The 20,156-nt window shown below is 49.0% G+C and carries 19 protein-coding genes; 5 read left to right on the top strand and 14 right to left on the bottom strand.

Annotated features, from left to right (window positions below; all coding sequences use genetic code 11):
• Positions 1-10: 10 nt before the first annotated feature.
• From ytvI to moaA, 6 genes are all read right to left on the bottom strand, one after another.
• Entirely contained in the window at positions 11-1,042 is a 1,032-nt protein-coding gene (gene ytvI, locus AC1DF0_RS25505) for a sporulation integral membrane protein YtvI (RefSeq protein WP_477576007.1), read from the bottom strand.
• A 103-nt stretch (positions 1,043-1,145) separates the two neighbouring features.
• Positions 1,146-2,315 (bottom strand): radical SAM/CxCxxxxC motif protein YfkAB, encoded by a 1,170-nt coding sequence (gene yfkAB, locus AC1DF0_RS25500; RefSeq protein ID WP_477576005.1) that lies wholly within the window; start codon positions 2,313-2,315, stop codon positions 1,146-1,148.
• Positions 2,316-2,602: 287 nt separating this feature from the next.
• Positions 2,603-3,718: an HD-GYP domain-containing protein gene (locus tag AC1DF0_RS25495; RefSeq protein ID WP_477576003.1), complete on the bottom strand. Its 1,116-nt coding sequence runs from the start codon at positions 3,716-3,718 to the stop codon at positions 2,603-2,605.
• 127 nt (positions 3,719-3,845) lie between these two features.
• The gene (locus AC1DF0_RS25490; RefSeq protein ID WP_477576001.1) at positions 3,846-5,309 is read right to left on the bottom strand and encodes a bifunctional metallophosphatase/5'-nucleotidase; all 1,464 of its coding nucleotides are present in this window, start codon (positions 5,307-5,309) and stop codon (positions 3,846-3,848) included.
• 51 nt (positions 5,310-5,360) lie between these two features.
• On the bottom strand, positions 5,361-5,837 hold the full coding sequence (locus AC1DF0_RS25485) for a hypothetical protein (protein WP_442050637.1): 477 nt from the start codon (positions 5,835-5,837) through the stop codon (positions 5,361-5,363).
• 9 nt (positions 5,838-5,846) lie between these two features.
• Positions 5,847-6,848 carry a GTP 3',8-cyclase MoaA gene (gene moaA, locus AC1DF0_RS25480; RefSeq protein ID WP_477575999.1) on the bottom strand — a complete coding sequence of 334 codons (1,002 nt, stop codon included), beginning with the start codon at positions 6,846-6,848 and terminating at the stop codon, positions 5,847-5,849.
• A 221-nt stretch (positions 6,849-7,069) separates the two neighbouring features.
• On the opposite strand from moaA, the gene AC1DF0_RS25475 reads away from it, so the two are divergent.
• The 3 genes from AC1DF0_RS25475 to AC1DF0_RS25465 all read left to right on the top strand — a co-directional run bounded on the left by AC1DF0_RS25475 (position 7,070) and on the right by AC1DF0_RS25465 (position 10,068).
• A complete protein-coding gene (locus AC1DF0_RS25475; protein WP_442050635.1) occupies positions 7,070-7,804 on the top strand; it encodes a molybdenum cofactor biosynthesis protein in 735 nt (244 codons plus the stop codon).
• 26 nt (positions 7,805-7,830) lie between these two features.
• Positions 7,831-8,913: a ThiF family adenylyltransferase gene (locus tag AC1DF0_RS25470; protein WP_442050655.1), complete on the top strand. Its 1,083-nt coding sequence runs from the start codon at positions 7,831-7,833 to the stop codon at positions 8,911-8,913.
• Positions 8,914-9,009: 96 nt separating this feature from the next.
• Positions 9,010-10,068, top strand: coding sequence for an HD-GYP domain-containing protein (locus tag AC1DF0_RS25465; protein ID WP_477575996.1), 1,059 nt, complete (start codon positions 9,010-9,012; stop codon positions 10,066-10,068).
• Positions 10,069-10,131: 63 nt separating this feature from the next.
• Here AC1DF0_RS25465 and AC1DF0_RS25460 read toward each other — a convergent pair whose 3' ends face one another.
• From AC1DF0_RS25460 to AC1DF0_RS25430, 7 genes are all read right to left on the bottom strand, one after another.
• Entirely contained in the window at positions 10,132-11,064 is a 933-nt protein-coding gene (locus tag AC1DF0_RS25460) for a GNAT family N-acetyltransferase (RefSeq protein ID WP_477575994.1), read from the bottom strand.
• A 148-nt stretch (positions 11,065-11,212) separates the two neighbouring features.
• Complete coding sequence (gene sufB / locus AC1DF0_RS25455) at positions 11,213-12,610, bottom strand: Fe-S cluster assembly protein SufB (protein ID WP_442050632.1); 1,398 nt, start codon at positions 12,608-12,610, stop codon at positions 11,213-11,215.
• Between the two features lie 39 nt (positions 12,611-12,649).
• Complete coding sequence (gene sufU / locus AC1DF0_RS25450; RefSeq protein ID WP_442050631.1) at positions 12,650-13,075, bottom strand: Fe-S cluster assembly sulfur transfer protein SufU; 426 nt, start codon at positions 13,073-13,075, stop codon at positions 12,650-12,652.
• Positions 13,062-14,288, bottom strand: a complete 1,227-nt coding sequence (locus AC1DF0_RS25445; protein ID WP_475820963.1) for a SufS family cysteine desulfurase — start codon at positions 14,286-14,288, stop codon at positions 13,062-13,064. Before AC1DF0_RS25445 ends, sufU begins: the two co-directional genes overlap by 14 nt.
• Positions 14,285-15,592: a Fe-S cluster assembly protein SufD gene (gene sufD / locus AC1DF0_RS25440; RefSeq protein WP_477575991.1), complete on the bottom strand. Its 1,308-nt coding sequence runs from the start codon at positions 15,590-15,592 to the stop codon at positions 14,285-14,287. The genes AC1DF0_RS25445 and sufD overlap by 4 nt, the downstream gene beginning before the upstream one ends.
• Before the next feature lie 21 nt (positions 15,593-15,613).
• Positions 15,614-16,393 (bottom strand): Fe-S cluster assembly ATPase SufC, encoded by a 780-nt coding sequence (gene sufC / locus AC1DF0_RS25435; RefSeq protein ID WP_307205760.1) that lies wholly within the window; start codon positions 16,391-16,393, stop codon positions 15,614-15,616.
• Between the two features lie 277 nt (positions 16,394-16,670).
• Positions 16,671-17,258 carry a DUF1802 family protein gene (locus AC1DF0_RS25430; protein WP_477575988.1) on the bottom strand — a complete coding sequence of 196 codons (588 nt, stop codon included), beginning with the start codon at positions 17,256-17,258 and terminating at the stop codon, positions 16,671-16,673.
• 150 nt (positions 17,259-17,408) lie between these two features.
• Here AC1DF0_RS25430 and mtnK point away from each other — a divergent pair, with 150 nt between their 5' ends.
• Together mtnK and mtnA are read left to right on the top strand one after the other, a co-directional pair.
• Positions 17,409-18,620: an S-methyl-5-thioribose kinase gene (gene mtnK / locus AC1DF0_RS25425; protein WP_477575986.1), complete on the top strand. Its 1,212-nt coding sequence runs from the start codon at positions 17,409-17,411 to the stop codon at positions 18,618-18,620.
• A gap of 24 nt (positions 18,621-18,644) precedes the next feature.
• Entirely contained in the window at positions 18,645-19,694 is a 1,050-nt protein-coding gene (mtnA, locus tag AC1DF0_RS25420) for an S-methyl-5-thioribose-1-phosphate isomerase (RefSeq protein ID WP_477575984.1), read from the top strand.
• A gap of 90 nt (positions 19,695-19,784) precedes the next feature.
• Here the strand turns inward: mtnA and AC1DF0_RS25415 are convergent, their stop codons facing one another.
• On the bottom strand, positions 19,785-20,090 hold the full coding sequence (locus tag AC1DF0_RS25415; RefSeq protein WP_337098967.1) for a YunC family protein: 306 nt from the start codon (positions 20,088-20,090) through the stop codon (positions 19,785-19,787).
• Between the last annotated feature and the right edge of the window lie 66 nt (positions 20,091-20,156).

The following is a 20,156-nucleotide window of genomic DNA, read 5'->3' as shown; positions in this document are numbered from 1 at the left end:
TTATCCGAAATCAAAGCTTTAGCTTCGTTTGGAATAAGCCAGCCTTACGCGCCGCCATATAGATGATGATAACGAGCGGGCCTAAGAATACACCGATTACACCAACGAGCTTAAAGCCCACATACAAGCTAATGAGCGCCGACAACGAACCGATGCCGACCGCATCGCCAAGTATTTTCGGCTCTACAATACGGCGGAATACAGTAATGACTAGGAACAGGACGAACAGACCAATCCCCGTATAAAGATCGCCGGTTACCGCCAAGTATGTACCCCAAGGGACAAGAACCGAGCCCGTGCCGAGAATCGGCAAAATATCAACTACGATAATCAGGAGCGCGATTGCAAGCGGATATTTGATGCCAAGAATAAGCAATCCGATCAACGATATGACATAAGTCATGGCGCTCAATATAATCTGCGAGCGTAAAAAGCCGAATATCGACTTGCGCAAATTGCCTAATACGTCATCGACTTGTTGTCTCGACTTCTCCTCGAACAACGACAAGACGGAAGCCTTCATCGTATTGAGGCTGAAGCTGAACATGTATACCGCCACCAAAAAGACGATGAAAAAGATGAACATGCCCGGAATGCTGGACGCAAACGAAATGACAGTGTTGGACAAGGAGCCGACCATGCTMGTCAAATTGTCCGTCAGCCCCTTCAGCCAGCTTTCGACCTGCGATACGGCGTCAGGAGACAAATGCTGATAGAGCGAGTCTGCTTGATCCATCAGATCCTGTACGATGCCGTTCGCATCCTCGAAATAGTTGGGCACTTTTTTGAAAAAAGCGATAATCTCGGCTACAATCTTAACGCCTAGAAGCGCGATCAGCCCGATCAATCCAACTGTGAAGATGGTGCTGGATATTGTGGCCGAAACAAGCCTATTCATCCGGAACTTCGTCATAAACAATTGATTAAGCGGCTCTAGGAAGATCGCTACGATTAGCGCGAGAAGAAAAGGTGCGCCTACTGTAAATAACAGATACAGCAGCAATAGACCTACTGCTATAAACACGAGCGTTTTTATGGACATATGTTACCTCCTCTCCGATGTCTGAACTTCTATACGGATAGTATACGAGCGGGTTTCAGCTTTTAGCTTTACAATATCGATCGGAATATATAAAAATTGTCCCTTAATCGAACAAAGCCGTCTTCGTATGAAAGTCTGTATCCTTATAATACATATCCTTGACGAGCAGATTCGGACCACAGCAGCCGGCTGCTGGACAATGGCAATCGACGCTGCGCGCAAGCGAATGATCGAGCCAGCGATCGAACAAGTCATCCAGCTTGGACGAAGCTATGTTGCCGAAGGCTGGAACGTCGGAGAAGTCCGTTACGAATACGTCGCCCGTGAATAGATTGACATTCAACCGGTTGCGTCCGTCAGGATCGTTCCTAACCGTAACATTCGGCTCAGATGCCAGTCTCGCAAGCAGCTTTCGTTCTTCTTGGTTATCGCTGCATTGGTAGAAGGGCAAAGTGCCAAACAGCATCCATATCGATGGATCACGCTTGCTAAGCAGCAGCTCGATCGATTGGCGCATCTGCTCTCTTGTAATGACAGGCAGATCCTTCGCGAACGCGCTTGGATACATCGGATGAACCTCGTGGCGCTTGCAGCCCATTTCAACGATTAGTCTATGAATTTCATCGATCTTATCGAAGGTACGATAATTAATCATCGACTCCGCGGATACGAGCACGCCCGTCTCGCTTAGACGACGCGCATTGTCAATCATACGATCGTACAGCTTCACTGCAGCTTCCCTTGATACAGCATGACCCGCCTTGGCGAAGCCGATCTGGTGAAAGTCGTCTGCATTGGTATAGTTGAAGGAAATGTGCATAACGTCCAAATACGGCGCAAGCTGCTCATATCTGCTATAAGGCAAAGTAACATTGGAATTGATTTGGGACCGTATGCCGCGGCTGCGCGCATATTGAAGCAGCGGCACCATATAATCGCGAACCGTACGATCGGAGAAGGAAGGCTCGCCGCCAGTAATGCTTATGGTCTCGAGATGCTCGACCTCATCGAGCCTCTCCAGCATCTGCTTAAGCGGCAGCTTATGCGGCTCCGCCATAACAAGCGTATCGCCAACGGCGCAATGCTCGCAGCGCATATTGCATAAATTCGATACCGTCATCTCAACGCTCGTCAATCGATGGCGGCCATGCTGGCGTAAGGAACGGATCGGATCCCACGGATCATTGACCGGGGACAAGGGAGGCAAAACAGCTAACGGGGCGTTCACCTGGCTTATGCTAGTCGTTGTTTGTTGCAATTGAACAGTATTCATCTATATCAGCACCTGACTTAATTGACTGGATTTTATATCTTCATATTAACATATAACAGAATACAAGCTTCGATATGCTTATTATTTCATTGTAATGTCCGATTCCTCAGGAAGCAAGCTTAAGCGTAAACGACTATGAAGATGCCGCAGTCCGCTTGCAGCATTAAGCTCCCAATCCCCTATACTCGATCCTATCAAGCATAACAGGCCAGCCAGAGTATTCTGGCTGGCCTGTTATGACGCAAGACGTCTTATCAGACTCCTGCGTTTCTATATGATCTCGGATGCTAGATCCCTGACACAAGCTTGTCCATCGGGTCATCATTCACATGTGTGATCATAACCGTCAATTGCTTCGACAAATCGATTTCGTACGGAACGGCCAGCTGCTCTCCTGCCTCGTTGTTCAGCACGCGAACGATTGGCCGGTGCGGATAGGACGAGTTAAGATCTACGACGACCCCTGATTCCCCTGACTGCAGCTTAACGGTAATGCCTATCGGATAGATGGCTACCTTGTCTCGGAACAGCTGGAGCATCTTCTGCTCATATAAAGTTCCTGAGCCTGCATACAGGCGCTCGATCGCGTGATGCGGCAGCATTGGAGCTCGGTAAATCCGGTTCGTCGTCATCGCGTCATAGGAATCGACGAGTCCAATCCACTTCGCATAATCATGGATTTCATCGCCCTTAATGCCTCGCGGATAACCGCTTCCGTCTAACCGTTCATGATGCTGGAAGGCGCAATGTGCCACAAGAAGCGGTAAGTTTGGCTCGTCCTTCAGCAGCTCATAACCTATTCGCGCATGCTGCTTCATAGCCTGGAATTCCTCTTCCGTCAGAGAGCCCGGCTTCTTCAGAACATCGATCGATATTTGCGTCTTTCCAATGTCATGCAGAAGCGCGCCCATGCCAAGCGTCATCAGCTCTTCGCGCGAATATCCGTGCGACATGCCGAGCAGCGTGGTATAGACGCACACATTAAGAGAATGCTGGAATAGATAATGGTCGACCGACCCCATATCCATAAGCATAATCATCGCATCCTGATGCCCGGAAAGATCGTCTATAATCATATTCATCATTTGCTTAAAGGGCTGTGCAATATAGGGGTATGTTACCCCTTTTTTCTTCTTTGGGCGATCCATCATCTCGCGAAAATTCGACTTTATGTCCTTCAAAGCGACACGAATCGTATCTTCACTAATTAATGACGGCAGCACAATGTCATCCGTTCTTGCATCGGATATGTATACGTACTGTATCCCGCACTGCGCCAGGCGGGTTATTAGTCTTTGGGTTAGCTCTATATTCTCGCCGAGAAGCACCATGCCTTCTTGTGAAAATATTTTTTTGGCAAGCTTCATCCCCGGCTCGCATTTTGTAATCGGCACCAAACGCATTTTCTCGATCCTTCCCCCAAATGGTCTCCTCAATACTATCATCGGAAAAAGCCGTTCGTAATGTTAATGTACGGGAAAAACGGGGATTTCGCAACCATTTTCTTCTATATTTTTCGACAGCGACCGATTATAACCGCGTTGACCTCGGATCCGTCGCCACATTATGCCAACGGGTTCTACGGCAATCCGCAATATTTGCGCTGTTTTGCAGTTGTTGGGCGATCACGTCGCGAATAAATTCAGGCAAATAATAATCGATAGAGTGCCCGTTCGCAAGCGATTCGTAGCCAGCCTTGAAGGTGAACATATCGATCGTTCCTACACGATAGACCCGCTGATCGTCCAACGGTTCTCCATTCACCATCACCGATTGCAGCTTCATGTAATCCGGGCAATTGCTGTCATATTCAATTCGCATGCCGTCAACGGCGATATTCCCAAGCACATGTCCGCGAAAGCCGTAGCCCTTGATCGGCTTCTCGATATACTCGGGGAGCAGCGACTGCTCCAGCGCTTCCCGTATATATTTGCCTTCTATACTGATTCTGCAAGGATTGATTGGTGATGGGCATAAGGCATGCAGCTCTCCCGCTGTCACTTCACCTTGCGCAAGACCTCCCAGCAGCTGCCCTGTGTTCACAATACCAATGTCGGCATCCGTCCAGCGGCGCAGTCCAGAAGCAAGCAAATTACATAACGGAGACTCTCGATTCGTAAATGCTGGCAGCGGTTCGTTAAGCACGGATACGACTTCGCTTAGTCTCTGCCGCCCAGACTCCAGATACGTGCTTATCAGCTCTGCGGCTTCTTGCTGCTCCTCGAATGCGGCTGTCGGTATGACGCTTGCGCGAAAAACAGGCCGATGCGACAACTCATCCATGCTAATCTCCACTCGGCCGACATACTCGCCGAACTTGCCTGCGGCGCAAATCGTCGTTCCGCAGATTTCGAGAGGCTCTTCCAATAGATGATGCGTGTGCGCCCCTATTATGAGATCGATACCGTCAATGCTCTCCGCCATCTTCTCATCGTACCTAATTCCAAGATGGGACATCACAACAACAACTTGCACCTGTTCCCTTAATAAAGCTGCCTGCTTACGCACAGTCTCTATCGGATCTGCAGCCTCCCAGCCAAGCAAGGAATAAAAATCGGTGTATGCTGTCGTAACGCCAATAAGTCCAATAGACAGACCATTCTTCTCGATTATGGCATGCGGCAGCAGCCATTCGGGAAGCTCTCCTGTCGCTGTCTGTTTCATATTGGCGCAAATAACAGGAAATCCCGCATGATCGCGATACAAGCTCTCAAGTACTTGTATGGAATACGTAAGTCCCTCGTTATTGCCAAGCGTGACAGCTTCATAACCTGCCAAGTTCAATAAAGCCACGTTAACGAGTCCGTCGCTACCTTCTGTCTCGACTCGCATCCGATCGATATGATCGCCGCAATCTATAACGAGTACGGAATCGCTGCCGTATTTACGGCGCTCCTCGGCAATGTAACCCGCTATCTTAGCTGCGTTCTCCAGTCGGCTATGTACATCGTTGCTATGCAGAAGCACAACTTGGGTCTGTATGTTGTTATTCAATGTCGATGCACGCCTCCTCATTACTCCGCTTCAGCGCCATGAAGATCTGCCTTATTTTTTGAACATATCATCCCTGCTAAATGTATGCTTGAAACCGTAACTCGCCTCTTGCTCTGCTTCTGCAGCGCCGCTTGCTTCGCATTCAATACGTATAGTGACGATGCTTTTGACATTCAAGCATTTGCTGCTGCCGTCAGGTACATAGAGACGAATCGGACCGTTCTGCCCGAGCGGCTCGCCGTCCTTCTCGAATAGAACGGCAGCTTGGGTAAGTTGATTCCATGGGATCGTTGCCTCGAATGTATCGACAGCTTCGACCTTCAGGATAGAGGGCAGAACGGGATTTGCTTCTCGATCTTCACGCAGCGCGAGCCAGTTCATGTACCACGTCAACAGATCGAACGCTTTACCGCTCACCTCAGGCACTCGCTGACCTATGTCGAAGTGTTTCCCGGCGATCTCGGCCATCTGGGTAGCTTCAGTTACCGAATGTCCATAATGGGAATGATATATATTTATTACACGCATAATCGATTATTATCCTCCAATTTGCGACATACGCCGTTCTGTTGGAACATGCGATTGCGCCCCGTCTGCCAGCTTAGCTGCCATCTCGTGATTTTCCGGCTTAACGTCCATCGCCCGCAGGAGAAGCTCCTGCATCGCTTCAGGATTGCCAAGAGCCGTCTTCACGTTCAATTCATCTACCCAGTACAGACATGGTTTAATAGAGCCGTCTGCCGTTAATCTGAGCCTGTTGCAGCTCTTGCAGAAGTGGTCGCTGATTGGATGAATAAGACCGAATGACCCCTTGCCTCCTTCGATTTGCCAATCGTCGGAAGGTCCGTTCCCCTTTATATTCTCCTTGCGCTTAATGTCGTAGCCTTCGGAAGAGGCAATCTCCAATACGCGAGATAGCGGCAAGTACATCTTTTTCCAATTCTCGTCGGCATGACCGATTGGCATATATTCAATGAATCTGACATGAAGCGGCTGTTCGAAGGCAAGCTTCAAGAAATCTGCGATTTCGTCTTCATTGATATCCTTGAGCAGCACACAATTCAGCTTAATGGGGTCGAAGCCCACCGCGCCTGCCGCTTCAATTCCTTCCATAACCCGCTTGAGCTCACCGCGCCTAGCGATAAACTTGAACCTCGTATGATCGAGAGTATCGAGGCTAATGTTGACGCGGTTCAGACCGGCCTTCTTAAGCGCCTCTGCTTGCTTCGCCAAAAAGATGCCGTTCGTCGTCAAAGCTATATCGCGAATGCCGGGAATTTCGGCAAGACGCTTAACTAAGCCGTCAAGGCCAGGTCGCACTAATGGCTCTCCGCCAGTAATGCGTAATTTGGATATACCAAGCGAGGCGCCGGAACGGGCAACCTCAACTATATCGTCATAAGAAAGCAGGTTTGAGGATTCCGTAAACTCGACGCCTTCCTCGGGCATGCAATATAAGCAGCGCAAATTACAGCGATCCGTAACGGATATGCGCAAATAATCATGTACGCGTCCAAAGCGGTCTATTAATTCAGGCATATCTCTCCCACTCCTCCAGTGTTTGTGCAACAAACACACTTCGTAAGCATTCGCTTAGTGATTGTGTAACAAACACACCTCGTAAGCATTCGCTTAGTGTTTGCGAAGCAAACACACGTCGTAAGCATCCGCTTATCTATCTATGTATCAGCATAACATTTTTTCGTGAATTATGATATTCTATAAACAACTTCAACCTATACCATGAGAGGTTTTGTGACATGACATATACGTGGACCATACAATTATTCGCAGGATTACCAGAGCGTTTCGGCGTCTCTTCCATAAAGGTTCAGCATGATGCAGAAGCGGTTACTGCCGCTGAACTGAAGCAACTGCTTGCCGCTGCATATCCTGAACATGCCAATCTAATTTCAATTTCATTCCTCGCTTGCAACCATTCATATGCCGCAGATCATTCGACCATGCACGCGTCGGACGAGCTTGCCCTTCTCCCTCCTGTATCGGGCGGAGAAGAGCCTGCAAGCATAACAGCAACCAACCAAGAGCTATACGTCATAACATCTGATCCGATAAGCGAGGGCGATGTGATAGCCAAAGTTATTGTCCCCGCGCATGGCGCCAGCCTGGCTTTTGTCGGCACGACACGTGAATGGACACAAGGACAGCGGACGGTTAGGTTAGAGTACGAGGCCTATGCACCGATGGCTGTAGCAACAATGAAGCAGATTGGCGATGAGATTGCGCAGCGCTGGCCGGGAGCACTATGCGCGATCAGTCATCGGATCGGCGTAGTCGGCCTTGCCGAGACAAGTGTCGTTATCGCGGTATCCGCACCTCATCGAGGAGACTGCTATGACGCCAGCCGATATGCGATTGAACGGCTGAAACAAATTGTACCGATATGGAAAAAAGAAATATGGGAGGACGGCTCCGAGTGGAAAGGCCACCAGCTTGGCCCTTGGAATCCAACCGTGCCTTTAACGGATTATTAGAAGGAGTATATGCCCGCATGAACGATATGAACGCTGCTATAAATGATGCTAACCGTGATCGGGCTGCTTCTGCTTCCCAGACAACTAGCCGATATGCTAGACAAATACGATATGCGCCAATCGGCGCTTCAGGACAACATTCGATCAACGAGAGCCGTGTTGCCATCGTCGGGATGGGAGCGCTTGGCTGCGTCATCGCCTCCCACCTCGTTCGCTCTGGCGTTGGACATGTGCGTATTATCGATCGTGACATCGTCGAATGGAGCAATCTGCAGCGCCAGATGCTTTATACGGAAAGAGACGTTCAGCAGCTTCTACCGAAGGTAGAGGCCGCCGCCGTTCATCTGCGCGAGATTAACAGCTCTATTGTCATTGAACCTATTGTGGCCGATGTCACACCGCTCAATGCAGAGCAACTGCTCTCTAATATGCAGCTCATTATTGACGGAACCGATAACTTCAGCATTCGCTACTTACTTAATGACATAAGCGTAAAACATAACATTCCATGGATCTATGGAGGTGCTGTAGGCGCTTCCGGCATGACTATGACGATTATGCCTGGCGACTCCCCTTGTTATCGCTGCTTATTTCCGGAGCCGCCTGCACCTGGCATGACGGACACCTGTGAGACAGCTGGCGTTCTGTCCCCGATTATCGATATTATCGCTTCTGTCCAAGCGAGCGAAGCAATAAAGTTGTTATCAGGCAACGAACAGGCGCTTCACCGCACATTATTTCAAGTCGATCTATGGAATCATGCTTGGATGCCTGTAGGCCTAGCTGGCGCTCGAAAAAACGAATGTCCAACATGCGGTCAGCATCACTACCCTTTCTTAGAGGAGAACGGAGCAGAAACCGCCGCCGCAACGCTATGCGGACGTCATACCGTTCAGATAACGCCAGGTAAACCGGCAAACTTGGACTTGGAGCAACTTAAACTTAGGCTCGCTCCGGCAGGCCGTACGACCTATAATCGATACCTCCTGCGAGTTGAACTGCCAGAAGGACTGACTTTTGTGCTATTTAGCGATGGCAGAGCGCTTGTTCAAGGCACCGATGAGTTGTTGAAGGCAAAGTCGGTTTATGCTGAATTACTAGGAGTTTAGTCTTATTTACAAGTTCCTCATATTGCCATTCTATCGAATCATTGCTACTATTGTAGGTATATTCGTACAAACAATATACTAATCAGAGGTGTCTTAATGAGGGTTCAAGTCATAGATTTGAATGAGGGAGACGTACTAAGCCGGGATACTTTCAACAATTTTGGGCTCCATGTTCTTTCCAAGGGGACGACGCTGCAACGCTATGACATTGCTAGGCTTATTCAGCATCAGATTGATTATGTTGACATTAACGATAAACCAGCAACTCAAACTCAGACCTCTAGAACGATTGAATCTACTACTAGTCCGAAATGGCTGCCCACTGTCGAGCCTATATACAAAACCGCTGTAAGTAAATTCGAAACCCTTTTTTCGAAAGCGCTTAACGACGGAGAAGTAGACCATGATGAAGTTACCGCTACGCTTCAGCCGCTTCTAAGCAACCTGCAACTTGAGCGCGACGTCGTATCGATGCTGTTGCTTCTAAATACGAGCGATGATTATACATATCAACATTCCGTACAAGTCGGCATGTTATCGTACTATCTTGCCACTTGGGTCGGATATGACAATAAAGAATCCCTTCAGATCGGCAAAGCCGGATTCCTCCATGATATCGGCAAATGCCGGATCGATTTAGACATCCTAAACAAACCTTCCAAGCTCACGAAAGACGAGTTCGACGAAGTAAAGAAACATACGCTATATGGTCATGAAATTATTAGTAAGTCGTTCGACGAACCTTATCTCGCCGTCAGCGCTCTTCAGCACCATGAGCGTGTCGATGGCAGCGGATATCCGCATGGCTTAAAAGGTGAAGAAATTCATCCCGTTGCAAAAATCATTTCTGTCGTCGATATATATAGCGCGATGATTTCAGAGCGAGTGTACCAGCAAAGACGTGATTTGTTCGACGTCCTCAAGGAGCTGTACAACATGAGCTTCGCAGAACTGGACGCTTTCACGACACACATCTTTATCAAACATATGATTCCGAACTTTATCGGCAAGAAGGTTGAGCTGGTAACCGGAGAGATTGGCGTCATTGTGATGACCCACCCGACCGAGTTCTTCCAGCCTCTTATCCGCATCGACGAGCGCTTCATCGATCTAACCGTCGAACGCGGCTATGAGATTAAACAAGTGTACCTGTAAGAGCATAAAAATCAATAAGCGCAGCTAGGATGCCAATCGGCATTCGAGCTGCGCTTTGCTTTGTCACATTATACTATGATGCTCATATATTTTGCTTGGACGCCCCCACTCGAACTGGCTAATTCCGATTTCACGGAAACCATACTTCTCATAATATCCAATATGATCCGTAGTTAAGTACACCTTTTCATAGCCGAGCTGTCCTGCCGTTTTTCTTCCATGTTGCAGCAGCAGCGCTCCTAATGCCTGTCCTCGCTCGCTTTTGTCAATGAATAGCGGTCCAATCCAAGGTGACAAATCTTTTCTGACTAGATATTCCTGTTCATTCAATTGATAAAAGCCGATAATCCGCTCGTTCCGGAACATTAATAACGTCAACGGTAAACCATTTGCCGTTGCTAAGCTTTGTTCCAATTGGTTTATCGCGATATCCTTTACGCCGGGCCAAGCTTCAGATATATAATTGATGAACGCGTCTCGATGTTCTGGAGACTCTTTAATAGACTGGATTACAATACTTTCAAGCGAGTTTACATTCATTGCAGTCGAAGCCGCGTAAATTTTCTTTTTCACACCATTAAATATGAAACCGTCAGATAGGCGGTACCAGCCGTATTTTTCGTAATAGCCTTCCAAATCGGTACAAAGATATAGGTAGTCATGTCCCTTCCTTCTCGTTTCGTGAAGGGCGTGCTCTAGCAATTTGGCCCCCCTATTCTCCCCTCTGTATTCCGGAACGACATACAAACAGGCTAGCCATGGAAATAGATCTTGGCGGCTAATTAAATCATTTCTCAACAACGCATAAGTGCCGATGATTGAATCGTTCTCCAAAGCAATATAAAATCGCGGCAGCTGGCTGTCAGTTGTCATTGAATGAAGCATACAGTCGTAATAAAAATGAAAATTTTCATTGCTTCCCCACTGGCTCCAAAATAGGTGGACGGCTTCTTCAAACCGTTCCGCCTTTTCCTTAAGCTCGTATACTTGGAACAAGGTATCACTCCGATTCGGTTTTTCTTTCAAGTATACGTTTATGCCCGGAGCAAACAAATGGAAAAGTTAATTATAGTTAATTAAAACGAAAATATCGCAAAAAAACCGTCCCCTCCTGAAGAGGGGACGGTTCATGGGTATAGTCTTATTAACCGATCGAACCTTCCATCTCGAACTTAATGAGACGGTTCATCTCTACCGCGTATTCCATCGGCAGTTCTTTCGTGAATGGCTCGATGAAGCCCATAACGATCATTTGCGTAGCTTCCGCTTCGCTAAGACCGCGGCTCATCAAGTAGAACAATTGATCCTCGGACACCTTCGACACCGTTGCTTCATGCTCAAGCGTGATGTTGTCGTTGAAGATCTCATTGTATGGAATCGTATCGGAAGTGGATTCGTTATCAAGGATAAGCGTATCGCACTTGATGTTCGCTTTCGCTCCGTCGGAGTTGCGTCCGAACGATGCAAGACCGCGGTACGTTACTTTACCGCCGTGTTTACTTATCGACTTGGAAATAATCGTCGAGCTTGTGTCAGGTGCCAGGTGAGTCATCTTAGCGCCTGCATCCTGATGCTGGCCTTTGCCTGCAACGGCGATCGACAATACCATGCCTTTCGCGCCGCGGCCGCGCAATACGACTGCCGGGTATTTCATCGTCAGCTTGGAGCCGATGTTGCCGTCTACCCATTCCATCGTTGCGTTCTCGTCCGCTACTGCACGTTTCGTTACAAGGTTGTAGATGTTCGGCGCCCAGTTTTGGATCGTCGTGTAACGAACGCGAGCGTTCTTCTTGCAAAGAATCTCAACAACTGCGCTATGCAGCGAGTTCGTGCTGTACACAGGTGCTGTACAGCCTTCTACGTAGTGAACGGAGCTGTCTTCGTCGGCAATAATAAGCGTACGCTCGAATTGGCCCATATTTTCGGAGTTAATCCGGAAATATGCTTGAAGAGGAATTTCACACTTCACGCCTTTCGGAACGTAGATAAAGCTGCCGCCCGACCATACCGCACTGTTAAGCGCCGCGAACTTGTTATCGTTCGGAGGAATGATCGTACCGAAATATTCTCTCAACAGCTCAGAATGCTCGCGAAGCGCCGTATCTGTATCCGTGAAGATAACGCCTTGCTTCTCAAGATCCTCTTGCATGCTGTGGTAGACAACCTCGGACTCGTATTGAGCCGATACGCCTGCAAGGAACTTCTGTTCCGCTTCAGGAATACCAAGCTTGTCGAACGTTTCCTTAATTTCCGAAGGAACCTCTTCCCACGTCTTGCCTTGTTTCTCCGAAGGCTTAACGTAGTATTGAATGTCTTCGAAGTCCAGATCGTCCATGTTGCCGCCCCATTTAGGCATTGGCATCTTATTGAATTGCTCCAGCGACTTCAAGCGGAATTCAAGCATCCATTCCGGTTCGTTCTTCATCTCCGAAATCGTACGTACGATTTCCGGCGTCAAGCCTTTACCCGATTGGAAAACTGCTTTATGCTCATCACGGAAGCCATACTTATACTCTTCCATTTCCGGCATTGATTTTGCCATCGTATTCACTCTCCTCTTTCATTTCGGGATTTTGTATCCTTAATGCTGCTCGTTCTCGATCCCTTTGCGCAGCGCGTTCCAAGCAAGTGTTGCACACTTGATCCGTGCCGGGAATTTATTGACACCCGACAACGCCTCAATATCCTCAAGCTCTTCGAACTCGACCTCTTGGCCCTTCATGAGACCGGAGAAACGTTCCGCCATGTTAAGCGCTTCGTCGAACGACTTGCCCTTAACGGCTTCCGTCATCATCGATGCGGAGCTCATGCTGATCGAACAGCCCTCGCCCGTATACTTAGCATCAACGACTTTACCGTTCTCTACTTGCAGCTGCAACGAAATTCGGTCGCCGCAGGTTGGGTTATTTAGGTTGATCGTAACCGCCTCATCGTTCATTGTTCCGCGGTTGCGTGGATTTTTATAATGATCCATTATGACTCTGCGATACAAATCATCCAATTGCATGACCGAAGAACTCCTTTGTTTGGATTAATGCTTCGGCTAAGCGGTCAACATCCTCTTCGGTATTGTATATATAGAAGCTTGCTCTAGCCGTTGCCGAAACATTCAGCCAGCGCATAAGCGGCTGGCAGCAATGATGGCCAGCGCGTACCGCAATCCCTTTGGAATCAAGTACCGTAGCGACATCATGCGGGTGAACATCTTCAAGGTTGAAGGTGACTAGACCGACTCGGTTTGTCTTAGGCCCGTACAGCTCAATGCCTTCCATCCTGGACAGCTTCTCGTAAGCATAAGCAGCAAGATGCTTCTCATGTTTATCGATATTGTCCATTCCGATTTCATTCAGGAAGTCGATTGCTGCGCCAAGTCCGACTGCACCGGCAATAATCGGTGTGCCGCCCTCGAAGCGGTAAGGAATATCCTTCCACGTCGATTCGTACAGATCTACGAAGTCAATCATCTCGCCGCCGTACTCGATCGGCTCCATGCTTTCAAGCAGCTTCTTCTTGCCGTACAGAGCGCCGATGCCCGTAGGTCCGCACATTTTGTGGCCGGAGAACGCATAGAAATCAACGTCCAAATCCTGTACGTCCACTTTCTTATGCGGCGTGCTTTGTGCGCCGTCAACGACCATGATCGCGCCGTTGCGATGCGCAATCTGAGCCAGTTCCTTAATCGGATTCACTACGCCAAGCACGTTCGATACGTACGTGACGGATACGACTTTTGTGTTAGGCGTAATCGTCTTCTCGGCATCCTCCAGCGAGATCGTGCCGTCAGGCTGAAGCGGAATATACTTGAGCGTCGCGCCTGTAGCTTTCGCTGCTTGCTGCCACGGAATCAAGTTGCTGTGATGCTCCATTGGCGTAATGACGATTTCGTCGCCTTCGCCGCAGACGGAACGGGCATAGCTTGAAGCAACCAAATTAAGTGCCGTCGTCGTACCCCGCGTGAAAATAATTTGTTCCGCAGCGCCGGCATTTAGCAATGCCGCCACCTTCTCGCGCGCTCCCTCATAAGCGTCGGTTGCTCTCGAACCGAGCGTATGCACGCCGCGATGAACGTTCGCGTTATCCAGCTCGTAATATCGTTTAACCGCATCAATGACGGAACGCGGCTTCTGGGAAGACGCCGCGCTATCCAGGTAAACGAGCGGATGCCCGTTTACCTCTTGATGCAATATCGGGAACTGCTCCCGAATCGCATTTATATTCATCCCTCTAGCTTCCTTTCGAGCAAACGCTGAAGCTGCTCGCGTACCGCCTCGACCGGAATTTCCGATACGACCGGAGCCAAGAAACCGTAAATAATTAATCGTTCAGCGTCCTGCTTAGATATACCGCGAGACATCAGATAATAGACCATCTCTGGGTTAACTTGCCCTACGCTTGCTGCGTGACCAGCTGTAACATCGTCTTCATCGATGAGCAGGATCGGATTCGCGTCGCCGCGCGCTTTCGGGCTCAACATGAGAACTTTCTMGGTTTGAACGCCGTTTGCTTTCGTTGCGCCGTGCTCAATCTTCGTAATGCCGTTGATGATCGCCGAAGCGGAATCTTTCATAACCGCGCGCGTTACCATGTCGCTGTCCGAGCTTTTGCCGAAATGAACGGCTTGTGTCGTCAAGCTCATTTGCTGAGCGCCGGTTCCTACGCTGATTACTTTCGCGTCGGATGTTGAGCCTTTGCCTTTCAGCACCGACTTCGTATCCGATACGGTGTTGCCGTCGTTCAGGTCGCCGATAATCCATTCCATCCGGCCGTCATTTTCGATTACGGCACGGCGGATAGACATATCCACGCCCGTCTCGCCCATATGATGAATGGAGCCGAAACGAACATGCGCCCCTGCTTTAACGAATACTTCGACAACCGAAGGATGCATGAACGGCGCGGATGCCGCACCTGGTTCAGATACTACGGAATCGACATAAGTTACACGGCTATGCGTGTCTGCAACGATCAGAATATGCGGTGCAAATGTAGCAGCTGCATTGTCGTTGAACAGAATCGCTTGCAGAGGAATTTCCACCTCTACATTCTTAGGCACGTATACGAATACGCCGCCGTTCCATAGTGCTGCATGCAATGCAGTCAATTTGTCTTCGTTCTTCGCTACTGCTTGGAACAGATATTGTTGAACGAGCTCGCCATGCTCTTTGCATGCCGTCTCGAGATCTGTGAAAATAACGCCTTTGCTAGCAAGCTCTTGCGAGAATTGCTTCCATACGACGCCGGAATTGCGTTGTACGAGCAAGTTCTCCGTGCCTTCTGCAATCAATTCGCGTACGACTGTCGGCAATTCGCCGATCGAAGCCGCCGGTGATGGCTGCTCATAGTTGCCTACCGCTGTCAGGTTCCAGCGCTCAATGCGCACCTTCTCTGGTTTCGGCCAGCCAAGTGTTCCAGCCAATTCAGCCGCTTCGCCGCGCAATGCCACGAGCCAGTTCGGCTCGCCTTTGCTGCTTGCCAGCGCTTCAGCAGACTGACGAGTGGCTCCCGTAGATAGTTCTGTACTCATCCGTTTTGCCCCCTTCTCCGCTTAAGCCTGGCCTACAGTTTCGTCAACGATGCCAAGTTCTTCTTTAACCCAATCATAACCTTCGTTCTCCAAACGCTCAGCAAGCTCAGGACCGCCGGATTTAACGATGCGGCCTTGCATCATAACGTGAACGAAATCAGGTTTGATGTAGTTAAGCAGGCGCTGATAGTGAGTGATGATCAAGAAACCGCGATCTTCGGAACGCATTGCGTTCACGCCGTTCGAAACGATGCGAAGAGCATCGATATCAAGACCGGAGTCAATTTCGTCAAGTACGACGATCTTCGGATCAAGCAGCATCATTTGCAAAATTTCGTTACGTTTTTTCTCGCCGCCGGAGAAACCTTCGTTCAAGTAACGGTGAGCGAACTCGGGATTCATTTCGAGTTCTTTCATTTTGCCTTCCATTTTGCGAATGAACTTAATGAGCGAAATTTCGTTTCCTTCGCCAAGACGTGCGTTAAGCGCGCTGCGCAAGAAATCGGAATTCGTAACGCCTGGAATTTCGCTAGGGTATTGCATAGCGAGGAACAAGCCCGCAAGAGCGCGCTCGTCAACGCCCATTTCAAGCAGATCTTCGCCGTCAAGCGTAGCAGAGCCGCCAGTTACTTCATATTTAGGATGTCCCATAAGAGCGGACGCCAATGTACTTTTACCTGTTCCGTTAGGACCCATGATCGCGTGGATTTCTCCACCTTTGATCTCAAGGTTAATGCCTTTCAAAATTTCTTTTCCTTCGATCTCAGCTTTCAAGCCGTCGATGACAAAATGCGTTGCCATAATATCTTTACCCCTCCAAGGTTGGTTTATTTGAAAATATAGGAAAGCATAAGTTTGACTCTTAAACTTACTCCTACATTTCACCGCGAAACGAAAGCCTATGCCGCTTAAGGACGGCGACAGCCGTTACAATTGTGTAGTCACTACTGTAAAAAGACAAGCCTGTCTATTATAGAGTGATTCTCACTGATTCTCAATAATCATTTTAATATAATTTTAGTTATAAATCAACGTAAGTTAGCCTTCGAGCGTGACTTCGCATATTTTTTTGTCGAACCTATGCTAAAGCGGCCCTTATTTGCTCCAATTCCGACTGGAACTTGTCATCGTCTACGACCGGTTTCATCGAGGCAGGACGGGACTCGGCGTTCCCCTCCAGTTTTACCCAAGATTTGCACCCATTATAAGCAGGCTGCATCGGTAGTTTAATCGGCTCATCCAGCTTGTAGACGCGCATAATCAGAAGATGCAGCGGTTTCGTCTTCTTCCACTTCAGCCGTTCTTCGGCAAAGCCGTCCGTCCATATGTGAAAATCACGCAGCTTATTCAACGTTTCTTGATCCGTTATCTCGATGTCCTCCGCAACTTCTGCGTAAGCTTCAAGAGTAATCGTCTCCATCTCCGGAGTCCAGTCCTTCAAGGTCTCGTCCAACTGCTCTTCGTACCCTGGCTTCAGCAAATGCTTCTTCTGATGCTCGTATGCGGGCATTAAGTAGAAGCTTGGGCTGATCAGCTGAAAGTCGCGAGTTTCTTCCACGATTCCGCCTTTGCGCATCACGATGATTTGCTCTCCCTCGGCCAATGCCTTCACCGATACGGCCCATTCCTTGAGGGCGACCGGCTGCAGCTCATTGCTCTCTGTCATTATCCATCATCCACCTGTCTGCTCTAGATTTGACACTATTATATCAAAGGTAGGTATTCCATGGCGAAATAATATCCTATATACTATGTGGAGATGATTACTTGGCATTTATGCTTGACCTTATAAACCTATATTCGGAGGTGGACAGCCATGTCTGCATATCACCCTTTAAATGAACAAGAAGCGATTCAGATATCCCGTTCGATTGAAGGCTTTTTTCCACAGGAAGCAGAACTTAGCTGCCGCGAGATTGGCGACGGCAACTTGAATCTTGTCTTTCACATTACCGATAGCGTCAGCGGCAAAAGCCTCATTATGAAGCAAGCGTTGCCGTATGCAAAGGTCGTAGGCGAATCATGGCCGCTCACGCTGGACAGAGCGCGCATCGAGAGCGAGAAGCTTATTCTTGAGGCGAAGCTTGCTCCAGGACTCGTGCCGACCGTGTATAAATACGATTCTGATCTCGCACTTACAATCATGGAAGATCTAAGCGATCATGTTATTATGCGTCAAGGATTAATAAACGGTACGCGATATCCGAAGTTCGCTGACGATATTTCGACGTTCATGGCTCGCACCTTATTTTTCACATCGGATCTCGGTATGAACCAACAAGATAAGAAAAATCAGGTGAAGTCGTTTATTAATCCGGATTTGTGCAAAATAACGGAAGACCTCATATTCGACGATCCTTATACCGTATCGTCCAACAACAGTTTTGATCCTGCCATTGCCGACGCCGCAGAAGGGCTGACGAAGGATAGCGAGCTTCACCTGGAAGTCGCGATCCTGCGCGAGAAGTTCCTGACCAACGCGCAAGCGCTGCTGCACGGCGATCTGCATACAGGCAGTATATTCGTAACTCCTGAATCAACGAAGGTCATCGATCCGGAATTCGCTTATTATGGTCCAGTCGGCTTCGATGTCGGCGCTGTCATCGCGAATCTGCTGCTCAACTATGCCGGACAAGAACATTGGTTGTCCGATGAAGCTGAACGTGCGGACTACCGCCAATATTTAATTACCTCCATCATCGATATTTGGAATCAGTTCGAGTCGAAGTTCCGTGCCTTGTGGAATGAGAATGGCGTCGACAGACTTGCAAATTTCGCAGCAGGCTATCAAGATTATTATATGAACCGGCTCCTTCAGGACGCCGTCGGCTTCGCTGGCTCCAAGATGGTGCGCCGTATCGTAGGTCTTGCGCATGTAGCCGATATTGACCGTATACCGAATGATGCTACACGCGAGAAGGCGCAGCGCCTTGCGCTGGCAATCGGCACAACGCTAATTCGCGGCAACCGTCAGACGCAATCGATCGAACAAGCTATTGATGCCGCGCTAACTGCCGCAAACAAATGAAAGAAGCAGAGAGGAATTAACAGCATGACTACAAATACAGCTTTGCAATCCGTTTTATGGACAGAGGATCGGCTTGATTTGCTTGATCAACGTCTGTTGCCTGAAGAAATCGTGTATCTGCCGCTTACAACATCAGAGGACGTATGGGAAGCGATCCGTCACCTTAAAGTACGCGGTGCGCCAGCTATCGGCATAAGCGCTGCTTACGGCGTAGTGCTCGGCAGCCGTGATGCGGACTCCGTTCAGACTTGGCTCGCTGCCGTTAATAAGGAAGCTGAATACCTTGCAACTTCCCGTCCGACAGCAGTCAATCTATTCTGGGCGCTTGATCGCATGAAAGTTGCTGCCGCAGCATTCGCCGGTCAAGAGCTTTCGCTTGATGCATGCAAGGAAGCGCTGTTGTCAGAAGCCATCGCGATTCAGAGTGAAGACGAGGAGACGAACCGAATGATCGGCGAGCATGCACTCTCTTTGTTCAAGGACGACATGGGCGTACTGACGCACTGCAACGCGGGCGGACTTGCAACTGCCAAATACGGTACGGCGCTTGCTCCATTCTATTTAGCTCTTGAGAAAGGCATTACGCTTCGCGTGTTCGCCGACGAGACTCGCCCCGTTCTGCAGGGCGCACGCCTTACCGCGTTCGAACTTCAGCAAGCGGGCGTTGATGTAACGCTTATCTGCGATAATATGGCCGGCATGATCATGGCCAAGGGCTGGGTCGACGCCGTCATCGTCGGTACAGACCGCGTAGCTGCCAACGGCGACGTAGCCAACAAAATCGGCACATACAGCGTTGCAGTACTGGCGAAGGCGCATAGCATTCCGTTCTATGTCGCTTGCCCGTTGTCGACGATTGATCTGAACACGCCTACCGGCGCTGAGATTCCAATCGAAGAACGCAACGCCGAGGAAATTACAGAAGGCTTCGGTAAACGCACGGCTCCGAAAGGGGTCAAAGTTTACAATCCAGCCTTCGACGTTACGCCTAATGAATATGTAACTGCGATTATTACCGAAAAGGGTATCATTCAGGCTCCATACGGTGACAATCTGCGCAAACTGTTCGAATAAGCGAGAGAACAGACACCCCGGTTCGCTTCCCCCTTCGATGGGTACGGGCGTGCCGGGGTTTTCTTCATCAATAAGGCCAAATAAGTTTAATTACAGCATAAGACGGAGTGCATCCGATCCTTTCATACCGGCAACGATCCCGAGCTTCTCGGCCGTGAACGTTACAGATTCGAGCGGCGCTTCCATCAGCTCTTCCAATGTTCGAACGCCGACAGCGCGGCCTGCAATGATTTCTCGGGTTTTCAATCGTTCGTTCAATAACGCGACATCAAGCGCGCCGCACATGATATATCCTTTATCCGTCGTTATTGCGAGCAGGTTTGTTTTGGGCAAATTAACTTCAACGCCAAGCACGGTTTCGCCATTTTCGAGCGTAAATGGAATCATTCGCATCATACTGGATCCACCCCCTTCATCCACGTCTTTAGAGGCATAAGTCTGCATCCACATTATATGCATCCC

The organism is Paenibacillus sp. 05T425 (genome assembly GCF_056396205.1).
Note: the sequence above shows the minus strand (reverse complement) of the source record. Positions and strands in the feature narration are given on the sequence as shown.